We start from the raw sequence: 14,371 nt of genomic DNA, 5'->3' as shown, positions 1-14,371 counted from the left end.
CTCTTAAAACGGCTGTCAATTCAATATGTCTAGGAACGTGTTCTTCTTTTTAATGTGTCTCACTCTGTGTGACTCTCGCTTTGTTCGTTTCGTTTGTTTCTCATTGCGGGTGCAAAAGTACTCCCTTTATTTAGATTCGCAAGCCTTTTTACAGACTTTTTTGAATGTTTTTTAAAACTTTTTACTAACAACCTGATAATGTAACATTTGTATTCCATCCATTTTTTACATTTTTAAGAATTTTCTTATTATACATGTATTTTTCGCAATGTCACTATTAAAAAGACTGAGTTTTTCCGAATTTAGTCACTTTAATTATTGTTTCATACCTACTATATATAGGTATAGGCGATTCAGAATTTTTAAAATCTAAACCGTTCAATAAAAATAAAGCATAAAAAAACTCCATTTGTAACAATGGAGCTTCTTGACAGTCTTTACGAACCAATTTTTTCAGGATTTGAAGCAACTGGCTAAATATACTTATTTATATTATCTCATCATCTGCGAATTAAAAACCTATTTACGATAACTTACACGTATTCTAAGATTGTAAAACTTTATGCTAGTTTATATCAATTTTTTTAATTTTTAACTTTGATTGATTCAACATATAATATACTTTTTTTGTCCCACCAGTAGGTTTTAAATTTGCATCATTTTCTTTATAAATTGGAAACTCCATTACTAACATTTGTTGATCAAAGAAATAAGTGTCATGTCCCATATATCCTTCTAGTCTTCCTCCTTTTAGATATTCTTTTTCATCTAATTTTTCTTTTTCATATTCCATTAGTCTATCATCTTTGTCCGAGCCATATACATAAAAATCACCTCCACTTCCAGATCCAACAGATCGAGTAAACAAATATATCTCCTCAAAACCATCGTTGTCTAAATCTTTTAGTTCTATTTTTTCAATTGGATCGATATCACTTAATTCAATGAGTTTATTTTCTTTGAATCCTTTTGTGGTAATGGTTATAGACGAAATACTTTGTCCAACTGGATGAGTTTCGGTAATAATGATAATTTTTCCTGTCTTAGTTTTAAATTCCTTGGAATCTGTATTCTTACTAATGTCTTTTGCTTCATCAATAGGTGGTATAGACTTTCCCTCAGGATCTTTCACATAAATGTCGTCATTTGTAAAATTGAATTTATAAATTCCAGCCAGTAAAATTATTACTACAATGGCTCCAACGATCAAAATTGTTTTTTTCATTTGTTTTATTTTTTTATGTTCTTAAATTTAAAAGATAAGTAGCCTTCGAATATCTAATCCGCTCAGTCTCTACTTATACTATCTTTAATATATTAGTTAGTCGAAATATTTGTAAATATCTTCTCCTTCCTTCAGAAAAAGACGCTTCCGCAAGCGATTTTTCCTATTCTGTATTGCCTTAGCGGTAACAAAAGTGTAATCTGCAATTTCTTTAGTTGAAAATTTAAGTTTAAGATAAAAACAAATTTTTTGTTCGGTAATCGTTAAATCGGGTTGTATGGCAATCAATTTTAAATAAAAATCAGGATACAACTCTTTAAATACAACTACAAACAATGGATCATTCTTTTTAGCCATTTCTATTACCTCATCATATGATGTTGTTACTTTCTGTTTTAGAGATACAATTTGAGTCGCTTTTTGTTCTATTTCTTTCTTCTTTTGTTGAGTATCTAATTTTAATTTATTTTTATAACAAAACTGCCAATAGGAAAATACCAACAAGCTAATTATAAGTAAGCCTGCAATTATTAATAAAATCATACTTCTGTTTACTAATACTTCCTTTTCAGCTTCTGCTTTTGAAACAACATAATTAGTTGCCGCAATCATACTTTTTTGTTCAGCTATTTGAGTACTGTCTTTATAAATTAATTCTAGTTTTTGATAATCAAATACTGCCTGGTTTAAACCTTTTTCTTCTGCTATTTTTTTATATAATCCATAATTGTATTCTAGAATGTAATAAGTTTTTTCGCGCTTGGCCACGACAGTAGATTTGTCTAAATATGTAATTGCCCTAGCATAATCTTTCTTTTTATAATAAATTTCACCTAGATTACTTAATACTATTTCTGTGCAGCTTATGTTCTTTTTTTTATAATCTAATAATGCCACTTTAAAATAGTATTCGGCTGAATCAAGTCTGCCCGCTGACATATATGTATCTCCGATATTCACCAAAGCAAAATTGGGAACTCGTGGATTCTTACTAAAATAATAGGCTGCTTTTTTATGTAACTTTATAAATTCATCAACAGTCGGTTTATTCTTGAGACCAGCTGAAAAACAAGCTTTAAAACTATACACTCTACCTAAAAAACAGTATTTTGATTTTCCTTTTAAACAATTAACTCTTGTTAAGCAATTATCTAATTGAGAGAGTGCTAATTTATTAAGGTGCATTCTCCCATGTTGAACTGCAATAACAAAATCTGCATAAAGCAAAAGAGAATCATTTCTTATTTCTTGGGCTATCTCTTTGGATTGTTCTAGATAATTTAATGCCTTGTCAAAGTCACGAAGTTTCCCTTTACAATTTCCCATGTTTAATAAAGCGAAGCACGAACCTACACGATAGTCTTGTTTTAGTGCAATATGATATATATTTTTTGAAATTTCATAACCTTCATTTGGTGATTTTTTTAAATACTGATTTACCGAATTTAAAGTGCTATCTATTTCCTTTACAGTCAAATTTTTTCTTTGACCATAACTATTCCATAACCCAAAAACAATATAAAAAACAGTAAAATATAACCGTATATATTTTACTAATAAAAACTTATTTTGGGACATATTGTTTATTCATTTATTCTTTTTTTATTAGGCATTACCTCTACTTTTACTAGTTTTACTGATCGTTGAGTACTACCAATTTTATTAATGGCTTTAATTCTTACTTTATTCTCTCGATAAATCTTATTGGCAAATTATTAAGTAAACTTTATAAAAAACACTCGCCATAAACTAAAGCGTTATTGTGATTTTACATCTAGTTTTAATAAAATCAATAATAAGGCTAATGGTATAAAAAAGCCTTTATTTATTGTAAAAATAGACGTGGGATACTGTTTTAGGTTAAGATTTTTGTATTTATGGTAAGTACTTTTTTTTCGATTTAGTGGGATTTAAAACTTTTAAAAACTGGTGTTTTATCAGCATGCAAAAATAGCATCAATAAAATTATAAATCAGTAGAACTGTGAACGATTGCTCTGTAGATTTTGTACTACAGGAATATTCCTCACAATTAATTATTGTTTTAACCTTACTTTTCAATCAAATCGAACAAGAATTAATTAACTCACAATCTTTTATGGAGATTTATTATCTAAAAAAGAACAGCCCTAAGGCTGTTTCTTTTCTTCATTCTGTACTAACAACTTTTTATTTATAATGGTTGTCTGTACGATATACTACATCATAGCAGATCAAAGCGATCTAGATTCATTACTTTAGTCCATGCTACAACAAAGTTAGTAACAAATTGTTTCTGAGCATCTGCACTAGCATAAACTTCGGCTAGAGCTCTAAGTTCTGAATTAGAACCAAATACAAGATCTGCACGTGTACCTGTCCATTTCACTTTTCCAGTTATATAGTCATGTCCGTTGTATTCTTCTTTATCCTCAGAAACTGCTTTCCAAACTGTACCAATATCTAGCAGATTTACAAAGAAATCGTTTGTTAATACTTCGGGACGTTCTGTAAAAACACCTTTTTTAGAACCATCAAAATTGGAATCTAATACACGCATTCCTCCTACAAGTACAGTTAATTCGGGTGCTGTAAGTGTTAATAATTGTGCTTTGTCTATTAATAATGTCTCAGTTGCAACAGTGTATTTACTTTTTTTATAGTTTCGGAAACCATCAGCTATTGGTTCCAGGAATCCAAATGATTCTACATCCGTTTGTTCCTGTGAAGCATCCATACGACCTGGTGCAAAAGGAACATTAATGTTGCTTCCAGCATCTTTGGCCGCTTTTTCTACTCCTGCACTACCTGCTAATACAATAATATCGGCAAGAGAAACTTTTTTAGTATTAGATTGTGTCTGGTTAAATTCTCTTTGAATACCTTCCAACACATTTAATACTTTTTGCAACTTCGCAGGATTATTTACTTCCCAATCTTTTTGAGGAGCTAGTCGAATTCGTGCACCATTAGCCCCACCTCTTTTATCTGAACCTCGAAATGTTGAAGCTGAAGCCCATGCGGTAGATACAAGTTCTGATATGCTTAATCCAGTAGCTAATACTTTTGCTTTAAGCAATGTAATATCACTTTCGTTTATCAAGTCATGGTCAACTCTTGGAATTGGATCTTGCCAAAGCAACTCTTCCTTAGGTACATCTGTTCCAAGATATAAAGCACGTGGTCCCATATCACGATGGGTTAATTTAAACCATGCTCTGGCAAATGCATCTGCAAACTGATCAGGATTTTCTAGAAAGCGATGTGATATTTTTTCATATTCAGGATCTAATCTTAAAGACAAGTCGGTAGTTAACATCGTTGGAAGATGTTTTTTTGAACTATCATAGGCATCTGGAATAAAAGCTTCAGCATTTTTTGCTACCCACTGATGTGCACCTGCTGGACTTTTGGAAAGTTCCCATTCAAAACCGAAAAGATTTTCAAAGAAATTATTACTCCATTGAGTCGGTGTCTTTGTCCAGGTTACTTCTAAACCACTTGAGATTGTATCTGCACCTTTTCCAGAACCAAAACTATTCTTCCATCCAAAACCTTGCGTTTCAAGACTCTCAGATTCCGGATCTCCTCCTACATGTTCGGTTGGTGCTGCTCCGTGTGTTTTACCAAAAGTGTGACCTCCTGCAATAAGAGCAACTGTTTCTTCATCATTCATTGCCATACGTCCAAAAGTATCGCGAATATCTTTGGCCGCAGCTATTGGGTCTGGTTGTCCCTCTGGTCCTTCTGGATTAACATAAATCAAACCCATTTGGACTGCTGCAAGTGGTTTTTCCAGATTACGAGCACTATTACTATCTGCATATCTTTCATCACCAGCTAACCATGTCTTTTCAGACCCCCAGTATATATCTTGTTCTGGTTCCCATACATCTGTACGACCACCTGCAAAGCCAAATGTTTTGAATCCCATAGATTCCAGTGCAACATTACCTGTAAGTATCATCAAATCTGCCCATGAAATTTTTCTTCCATACTTTTGTTTGATAGGCCAAAGTAATCTTCGGGCTTTATCAAGGTTTACGTTATCAGGCCAACTATTAAGCGGAGCGAAACGCTGTTGTCCTGCTCCTGCACCACCACGACCATCACCTACTCGATAAGTACCAGCACTATGCCATGCCATACGAATAAACAAACCTCCATAATGTCCAAAATCTGCTGGCCACCAATCTTGTGAATCAGTCATAAGAAAATGAAGATCTTTTTTTAGGGCTTCTAAATCGAGACTTTTAAAAGCTTCGGCATAATCGAAGTCTTCACCCATCGGGTTTGATAAAGAAGAATGTTGGCGTAGTATATTAACTTTTAATTGATTTGGCCACCAGTCTTGATTTTTTGTGCCTCCATTCGCAATACTTTGCTCTTTGCTTGAGTTGTGGAATGGACACTTACTAATATCATTTGAATTATTTTCCATTTTTTTAATGAATTTATTATTGATAACTACATTTTATAAACATAAAGGATACCCATAAAGCAACGAAATAAAGTATTTATTTTAAGATATTATTAAAATACAAATCATCTCTACTTATTTTGTAAGACCCAGTAAACAAGTTCTTTGCAAATTTACAAAACAAGTATATCTAAATCAAACTGGTATTTTCTATGATAATATAGTTAAAAACTAATAGTTAATCAATAGTCTAAAAATGAGATATTAGTATTCTTTGATGGCTTGTTGTTATCTATAAAGAAAAGATTGAAAATCATTTACTAGTTCTTTTTTAGGTTTAGAAATATCAATGAAATTTATTCCGCAATTATTGTCAAACTTATCAAATACTCCTTTAGAACTACAAACGACAATAGGAAGTCCTTGGTCATGTATTTTAATAAAGTCTAATAAATCATTCTCGGAATAAATTACAAAAAAAATAAATGAGTAATCACTTTTACTGTTATCAAAATCACTAATAAAATTAAATTTTTTATAAACTTCGAAATCTATTCTTTTTCCAAATTCTTTTTTTAAAAATCTAGAATAACCATGCTGATTATCATACACTATTACCTGTTTTGATTCCATCATTTATTATTTAAACGTTACATCTATTTAACTTATTCTTCTCCATGTACTTTCTTTTCCTGAATTTGTTTTTTTTCAGTTTTGTTACAAACTGTCATTAGTAATAATCCAGAAATGGCTATTAAAGTTTTTCAATAACGATTCATACGCGTTTATTTTATTTATTATTTTGTGCTATTCAGATTATAACAAAGTGACTATTGTTTTACTGGAATAATAGACATATTTTTCTTCAATAACATGGTGTCGGGAATAGTCTCAAGGATAGATTTTTTTAATGCCTCAATCAGTCTTTTTTTTACAAAATGATTGTAATAAACTAATCCTATTTCCCTAACTGGGTATGGGGATACAAAACGGCTAATCTTGTTCTTTTGTTCTTTATTTAACGCTAGTACTGTTAACTCTGGGAGAATCGTTGTGCCCATATTCAAATCTACCATTTGCTTGAGGGTCTCGATACTACCCGACTGATAATCTATTTTTAGATCTGAAGCTCCTTTGGTTCTTAATTCACATAAATTTACAATCTGGTTTCTAAGGCAATGCCCTTCTTCCAGCAGTAACAATTTATTAGGATTTATATCTTCCGGAACAATGTATTTTTTCTTAGCCGAAGCAGCATTCAAATCACCATAATGATAGAATTCTTCATAAAATAAGGTTTCTTCTTTTAAACCTTTATCTAATAATGGAATTGCCAATATGGCTACATCTATTGAGCCATCCTTCAATTTCTCCTGAATTTTTTCGGTAGTCAACTCATTAATGACCAACTTAACTTCTTTATAGTTTGCCATAAAATCTTTTATAAAAAGAGGTAATAAATATGGAGCTAGTGATGGTATAATTCCTATTCGGAGATCTCCCCTCACCTCACCTGTTTCTTCACGTATTATCTCTTTTATCCTGTTGGTTTCCTGCAAAGCAATTTTTGCCTGCTCTATTATTTTCATGCCAATGTCTGTAGGTCGAACTGGTTGCTTACTCCTGTCGAATAATATGACATTGAGTTCATCTTCCAGTTTTTTAATCATTCCGCTTAAGGTCGCTTGTGTAATGAAACAGGCTTCTGATGCTTTTAAGAAATGGCGATGCTTATCTAATGAAACTATGTATTCTAATTGCTGTATATTCACTGTGTTAGATTTTATCTATATAATAATTAAGTTTATTAGTTTACGCGTATAAGTCTGCAAATATACTTTTGTCTTTTTAAAGATGAAACTTTATAAAAACAACAACAAATCATTACAAAATCACTCATTACTAATTCATTAAAACAAATTAGATAAATAATGAATTCATAATTCTGTATGATTTTTTTTGAATAGAAATTAACTAATTTACTACATCTGAATATTGCAAAAAGAGCTTTATTAGACTAGCCAAATTATCTATTTCTAATTTTTTAAAAATTCTAAATTTGTAAGTACTAATAGTGTTTGATTTTATTTTTAGGTATGCCATTATTTCTAAATTTCCATACCCATCGACTAGTAAACGAGCAATTTCAAGTTCTCTGTTAGATAAAAGATCTAATGGATTAACTGGTTTTTTTGAGATGCAAGACTCTAAAATTTTATTTTTTAAACTAGGTGTAATAAACTTACCTGAAAAAATCATTGCATTTAAGGCATTTTTTATTTCTTCTTCTGAGCTTTCCTTGCTTAGAAACCCTGATGCTCCAGCGTTTAAGTATCGCATCGCATACGAATCTTCATCACAGATTGAGAATATTAAAATATTTACATTGGGCTGAATTGTTTTTATTTCTTTTAAAATATTCAGGCTACTGCCTTCTGGAAAATTCACATCCAGAATTAATAAATCAACTTTAGTTTCTGTAAGGGTTTTAATAATATCGCTAAATTTTTTTGTTTGATAAACTACAGGGTTTGAGAATGATTCTTTTATAATTAGAGAAAGTCCATGCCGGACTACACAATGACGATCAGCAACTACAAAACAAAAATTATTTGATTGTTTCATTTTAGGTTAAATATATTTACTTTGAAAAGGGGAAAATGTTATTGTAAAGAGAATAACGGCTCTATTTGTATTTTCAATTTAAAGATTTGACTCAATACTAAAATAAATATGACAATTACAAATCTAATTTAAGAAGAAGGGAGTCAGCTGTAATAATAATTAAAATCATTATCCTAAATCGCCTATCCCTTCTAAATATTTATGCCATCATTTATTGAAATAAATGTAATTTTAATAGTGTAACATTATTTCACTATTGCATCGAAACAATAACAAACTCACTGCGTCTATTAGCCTGATGCTCTTCTTCGGTACATTTTACCCCATCAGAACAATGGTTTACCAATTGCGATTCGCCATAACCTTTTCCTGTTAGCCTGCTTGAAGAAATTCCGTTTTTCACTAACCATGCGATAGTAGATTTGGCTCTTCTGTTTGATAATGCAATATTGTATTTAAATGTTGCACGACTATCGGTATGCGAACGAACATCGATTTTCATCTTTGGATATTGTTGCATTACAGCAAGTACTTTCTCTAGTTCGAAGGCTGCTTCTTTGCGAATAAATGACTTATCTAAATCAAAATAGATAATAGGTATATTTAAGGTTTTTGCTAAATCTGTACCTACATCTATAGGTTTGATTCGTTGCTCTAACTGCAATGATAGCACCGTTTTTCCCGTTGCATTATTTATCGTAATTCTTTCTTCCTTAGTTTCATAGTCTTTTTTCTCTGCTCGTACTGAATATATTTTCCCGCACACTACATCAAATTTATAACTTCCTTTATCATCGGTTGTTGTGGTAGTTATTAACTCCATTTTCTCGTTGTACAAGCTTACTTTTGAGTCTGCAAGGACAGCACCAGTTTCACGATCTGTTATAATTCCGGATAATAATTGCTCGCAAATTAGTTTTCGCATTTCTAAAAAACGATAAATATCATCATATCCTTTACCACCACTTCGATTGGAAGAGAAAAACCCATTTCGATTTTTGCTATCTATCAAAAAAGCAAAATCATCCTGAGAACTGTTTATTGGAGCACCTACATTTTGAACCTCGCCAAAGCTGTTGTCATTTCCTATTTTAGATACAAATACATCTAAACCTCCAAGCCCGGGATGTCCATCGCTTGCAAAATAAAGCTCATTATCTCCAGATATAAATGGGAAGCTTTCTCTTCCTTCAGTATTAATAGTCTTTCCTAAATTCATTGGAACACCATAACTGCCATCGCTGTTAATTTTTACACTAAACAAATCTGACTGCCCTAATGTACCTGGCATATCTGAGGCAAAGTATAATGTCTTCTCATCTAAACTTAATGCAGGATGTGCAACGCTATAGTCATTACTATTAAAAGGTAATTCGGTTACATTACCCCACTGATTGTCTGTTAGTGTTGCTTTGTATAATTTTAATAGTGTTATACTCTTGTTGTCTTTTCCTTTTTTACTGTTCAAATAATTGTTTCGGGTAAAGTACATCGTTTGACCATCATTTGTAAATACTGGTGTTGACTCATGAAATTTTGAATTTATTTTTTTACTAAAGCGCTCAGGTTTCCCCATTTCTCCTCCAGCTTTTATTTCAGAAGTATATATATCAGTAAACGATTGATTGGTCCAGCTAAACACTTTCTTAGAAACTCCTCCTGTATCTCTTGCTGAGGCAAAAACTAATTTATTGTCTAAAAATGAGCTCCCATAATCTGAAGATGCAGAATTAATACCGAGATCAGCTATATCAAAACGACCTGAATTGGCTGTAATTATTTCCAGATAATTTTTATTATTCTCATATAATTTAGCTCTTAGGTCATTACCTGATTTCTTATTAAATTCCTCTAACATCATGTTTGCTTTGGCATAATTACCTACAGACTTGAGTGTTTGAGAATAACGATAATAATATTCAGGTTCCTGGTTTGGGTTCATAGCAAAAAGTTCACCATACCATTTTTCAGCTTGGGGTAATTCAGCATTAAAATAATAAGCATTACCAAGCTTTTGAAACATTTTTTCGTCTTTGTAACCTTTCTCGGCTACACGCTCATAGATGGCAATAGCATCGACATAGGCATATCTTTCATATTTCTTGTCGGCCGCAACTATTCCTGCTTTTTGTCCATAGCTATGTAAAGCCAGAACGCTAAAAATGGTGCTATAAAGTAGAGTTTTTATTTTCATAATAGTAGTAGTTTAGAAGAATCTTGGAGATATCATTTTATCATATTTATTGAACAATTCATATCGCAAAAAGATTTCATGTGATCCTGAATTGTAATTTCCTAATCGGGTGGTGTCTAAGTCATATGCATACCCGATAAACCAAGAATTGCTTACCTGAAATCCTACCATGGCGCTTAATGCAGCACTCCATCTATAAGCAACACCTGCAACAAATTTTTCATTGATTAAAAAATTTCCTGATACATCTACTTGCAAAGGAGCTCCTTGTACGTATTTGGTTAGCAAAGAAGGTTTGAATTTTACATTATAGCTTAAATCAAATACATGACCTGCAATTAAATACAAATTCATATTTTCTTTAGCCACATGACTATTTGACCCTGCATCAGCATATCTGTCAAAATGTTTGGTCTCTAACAATTGTGGTGCCGACAAACCAACATAAGTATTATCTGAATGCAAATACACTCCTGCTCCAATATTAGGCGAAAATTTATTATCAATGTTGGTTTCAAAAACATAGTCATTTTTATCGTATTGATTCAACTTGGTGAAATCAACATTCAATAAATTAGCTGTTCCTTTTATTCCAAAAGATAATTTATAACGCTCTGATGTATGAATAGTATACGAAACATCTAAAGCAATATTATTTTCGTCTGATGGGCCAATTCTGTCATTAACAACTGAAACTCCTATTCCTAAATTAGTTCCATTTATTGGGGTATTTATCGATGCTGAATTAGTTACTGGTGCACCATCCAGTCCTACCCATTGTGAACGATGCAAAGCAAAAATACTCATTACTCCTCTTGATCCTGCATAGGCCGGATTGACGTTTATAGTATTATACATATACTGTGTATACTGTGCGTCTTGTTGTCCATAACTTGCGATTGTTGCCAGTAGCAAAACAAATCTTAATATTATTTTTTTCATCTGTTTTTTTATTTAAATCCCTGAGAAGAAAAGTTTCCCCAGCTCTCAGGGATTAATTTAAATTTATCTGTTATCTGTTTAAATACAAGTACCCTGCTTTCGAATGTGCATTTGAAGCGTTGTCTTTATATTTTAGAATATAATAGTAAGTTCCTACTGGCAGCTCTGCACTTTGATTAATCGTTACACGTCCTTCAGATATTCCTTTAAAGACTCTGTCTGAATTATTATAATGATCCTGGTCAAATACTAAAACTCCCCAACGATTATAAATCTCTACTGTGTTATCAGGGAAACATTCTAATCCATCAATTTTAAATACATCATTTTCTCCGTCTCCATTTGGTGAAACAGCATTAAAGACTTCTATAATACAAGATGGATCTATAACTATTGAAACTGTCGCTGTATCACAATTTGTTGGATTTGCTTTTTCGCAGATGCTGTAACTAATGGTGTAGTTTCCTGCCGGCGTATTAGGCGCAACCGTGATTGTACCATCGGTATTTAATGTAAATCCTGCCGGAACAGATACTTCTGTTAAGTTTACTTCAGATGGTATAACTGGTACTCCGTTTAGGGTATCATTTGTTAATACACTTGGCGTTGTACCTCCATCTTTTTCATTAATTGGCGTTGCAGTATAATCATCATCGTTTGCCTGAATTACTGTTGTAGCTACTACTACTGTAGCAGTTGTTGTAGCACAATTTGATGAATTTAACTTTTCACAGATTCTGTAAGTAACTACATAATTACCTGTTGGCGTGTTTGGTGCTACCGTGATAGTTCCGTCTGCATTTAAGGTTAATCCTGTTGGTACATTTTCTCCTGTTAAGTTTACCTCAGCAGGTATAACAGGGAATCCGTTAAGAGTATCATTTGTTAATACGCTCGTAGTTGTACCGCCATTTTTCCCATTGATAGGTGTTGCAGAATAATCATCGACTATTGCATCAATTCTAGCTGTAACTACAACTACCGTGGCAGTTGTTGTATCACAATTTGATGGATTCAATTTCTCACAAATCCTGTAAGTAACAACATAAATACCTGCTGGTGTGTTAGGAGCTATAGTTATTGTTCCATCACCATTTAATGTTAATCCTGTTGGTACATTTACTTCTGATAAGTTCACTTCAGATGCAATGATTGCTAATCCGTTCAAAGTATCATTTCTTAGTACACTCAATGTTGTACCTCCATCTCTTCCTATGATTGGCATTGGAGTGTAATCATCTATTTTGGCACAAATTACAGATTGTATTACTACATCATCAGACACTGATGAAACACATCCTGAAGTTACATCTGTAACTGTTGCTGTATATGTTCCTGCCGGTGCTGTTACAACTCCTGATGCTGAGATACTAACTCCAGTAGATGGTGTAAAAGTATATGTCTTTGTAGCATCATAATTAGTAATTGCAAAACTACCTGTAGCAACAGTACACGTTGGTTTAGTCACTGTACCGAATAATGCTATTGCAGGTGCAGACGGTGCTGCATTAATTTTTGTACTTAAAGAAGTTACCGAAGTACAAGCTCCTAATGTAGCTGATACTGTATAATCTCCTGCCGGTGCTGTTACAACTCCTGTAGCCGATATACTTACTCCTGTAGATGGTATAATTGTATACGTGTAAGTTGCATCATAATTAGTGATTGTAAAACTTCCTGCTGTCATGGCACAAGTTGTAGGTTGTACTACAGTACTCAATACTGGTTGTGCAGGTGTAACAGGTTGAGCATTAACAATTATACTAGCCGAAGGTGAAGTACAAGCTCCTAATGTTGCCGTTACTGTATAGTTACCTTCTGGTGCTGTTACAACTCCTGTAGCTGATATGCTTACTCCTGTATTTGGTGTAAATGTATACGTGTAAGTAGCATCATAATTGGTAATAGTAAAACTTCCTGTTGCTGTGGCACATGTAGGCTGTGTTACAGTACCTAATGTTGGTGCTACTGGCGTTACTGGCTGAACATTAATTGTTGCAATAGCCGAAGCTGCTGATGTACATCCTGAAGTTACATCTGTAACTGTAGCGGTATATCCTCCTGTTGGTGCTGTTACAACTCCTGTTGTTGATATACTTACTCCTGTATTTGGTGTAAACGTATATGTTTTTGTAGCATCATAATTGGTAATGGTAAAGCTACCCGTTGCAGTAGAACATGTTGGTTGTGTTACTGCGCTAAATAATGCTATTGCAGGTGTTACTGGTTGTGCATTAACAGTTGCACTAGCCGAAGCTGCTGACGTACATCCTGAAGTTGCATCTGTAACTGTAGCGGTATATCCTCCTGCTGGTGCTGTTACAACTCCTGTTGCTGATATACTAACTCCTGTATTTGGTGTAAATGTATACGTATAAGTAGCATCATAATTGGTAATGGTAAAGCTACCCGTTGCTGTAGAACAAGTTGGTTGTGTTACTGCACTAAATAATGCTATTGCAGGTGTTACTGGTTGTGCATTAACAATTGTACTAGCCGAAGGTGAAATACAAGCTCCTAATGTTGCCGTTACTGTATAGTTACCTTCTGGTGCTGTTACAACTCCTGTTGCAGAGACGCTTACTCCTGTATTTGGTGTAACTGTATACGTATAAGTCGCATCATAGTTGGTAATTGTAAAACTTCCATTTGGAGAAGCACAAGTTGTTGGTTGTGTTACAACTCCTAATGTTGGTTGTACTGGTGTAACTGGTTGTGCATTAACAGTTGTACTAGCCGAAGGTGAAATACAAGCTCCTAATGTTGCCGTTACTGTATAGTTACCTTCTGGTGCTGTTACAACTCCTGATGCTGAGATACTAACTCCTGTATTTGGTGTAAATGTATATGTGTAAGTCGCATCATAGTTGGTAATTGTGAAACTTCCTGTTGCTGTGGCACATGTAGGCTGTGTTACAGCTCCTAATGTTGGTGCTACTGGGGTTACAGGCTGAACATTTATTGTTGAAATAGCTGAAGCTGCTGAC

At 33.1% G+C, this 14,371-nt stretch carries 9 protein-coding genes; all 9 read right to left on the bottom strand.

What is annotated here, in order from left to right:
- Positions 1 to 565 precede the first annotated feature (565 nt).
- Positions 566 to 1,225 carry a hypothetical protein gene (locus OA93_RS23635; protein ID WP_039116724.1) on the bottom strand — a complete coding sequence of 220 codons (660 nt, stop codon included), beginning with the start codon at positions 1,223 to 1,225 and terminating at the stop codon, positions 566 to 568.
- Positions 1,226 to 1,321: 96 nt separating this feature from the next.
- Positions 1,322 to 2,803: a tetratricopeptide repeat protein gene (locus tag OA93_RS23630; RefSeq protein WP_117590115.1), complete on the bottom strand. Its 1,482-nt coding sequence runs from the start codon at positions 2,801 to 2,803 to the stop codon at positions 1,322 to 1,324.
- Between the two features lie 624 nt (positions 2,804 to 3,427).
- Positions 3,428 to 5,644: a catalase/peroxidase HPI gene (katG, locus tag OA93_RS23625; protein ID WP_039116720.1), complete on the bottom strand. Its 2,217-nt coding sequence runs from the start codon at positions 5,642 to 5,644 to the stop codon at positions 3,428 to 3,430.
- A 267-nt stretch (positions 5,645 to 5,911) separates the two neighbouring features.
- Entirely contained in the window at positions 5,912 to 6,259 is a 348-nt protein-coding gene (locus OA93_RS23620; protein WP_131474526.1) for a hypothetical protein, read from the bottom strand.
- A gap of 194 nt (positions 6,260 to 6,453) precedes the next feature.
- Positions 6,454 to 7,395, bottom strand: coding sequence for a hydrogen peroxide-inducible genes activator (locus OA93_RS23615; protein WP_039116716.1), 942 nt, complete (start codon positions 7,393 to 7,395; stop codon positions 6,454 to 6,456).
- A gap of 202 nt (positions 7,396 to 7,597) precedes the next feature.
- A complete protein-coding gene (locus tag OA93_RS23610) occupies positions 7,598 to 8,248 on the bottom strand; it encodes a response regulator transcription factor (RefSeq protein WP_039116714.1) in 651 nt (216 codons plus the stop codon).
- A gap of 253 nt (positions 8,249 to 8,501) precedes the next feature.
- On the bottom strand, positions 8,502 to 10,442 hold the full coding sequence (locus OA93_RS23605; RefSeq protein WP_039116712.1) for an OmpA family protein: 1,941 nt from the start codon (positions 10,440 to 10,442) through the stop codon (positions 8,502 to 8,504).
- A gap of 12 nt (positions 10,443 to 10,454) precedes the next feature.
- Positions 10,455 to 11,384, bottom strand: a complete 930-nt coding sequence (locus tag OA93_RS23600; RefSeq protein ID WP_039116710.1) for a type IX secretion system membrane protein PorP/SprF — start codon at positions 11,382 to 11,384, stop codon at positions 10,455 to 10,457.
- Between the two features lie 70 nt (positions 11,385 to 11,454).
- The coding region (locus tag OA93_RS23595) for a T9SS C-terminal target domain-containing protein (protein ID WP_039116709.1) at positions 11,455 to 14,371 on the bottom strand (2,917 nt) is incomplete at its 5' end.

The sequence above is a fragment of the Flavobacterium sp. KMS genome (assembly GCF_000813005.1).
Lineage (GTDB): Bacteria > Bacteroidota > Bacteroidia > Flavobacteriales > Flavobacteriaceae > Flavobacterium.
The sequence above is the reverse complement of the archived record's forward strand: the minus strand, read 5'-3'. Positions and strand labels throughout refer to the sequence as shown.

Excerpts from the sequence above, each read along its gene's own strand:
- OA93_RS23635 (WP_039116724.1), bottom strand. The coding sequence starts at position 1,225 with ATGAAAAAAACAATTTTGATCGTTGGAGCCATTGTAGTAATAATTTTA.
- OA93_RS23630 (WP_117590115.1), bottom strand. The coding sequence starts at position 2,803 with ATGTCCCAAAATAAGTTTTTATTAGTAAAATATATACGGTTATATTTT.
- katG (WP_039116720.1), bottom strand. The coding sequence starts at position 5,644 with ATGGAAAATAATTCAAATGATATTAGTAAGTGTCCATTCCACAACTCA.
- OA93_RS23620 (WP_131474526.1), bottom strand. The coding sequence starts at position 6,259 with ATGATGGAATCAAAACAGGTAATAGTGTATGATAATCAGCATGGTTAT.
- OA93_RS23610 (WP_039116714.1), bottom strand. The coding sequence starts at position 8,248 with ATGAAACAATCAAATAATTTTTGTTTTGTAGTTGCTGATCGTCATTGT.
- OA93_RS23605 (WP_039116712.1), bottom strand. The coding sequence starts at position 10,442 with ATGAAAATAAAAACTCTACTTTATAGCACCATTTTTAGCGTTCTGGCT.
- OA93_RS23600 (WP_039116710.1), bottom strand. The coding sequence starts at position 11,384 with ATGAAAAAAATAATATTAAGATTTGTTTTGCTACTGGCAACAATCGCA.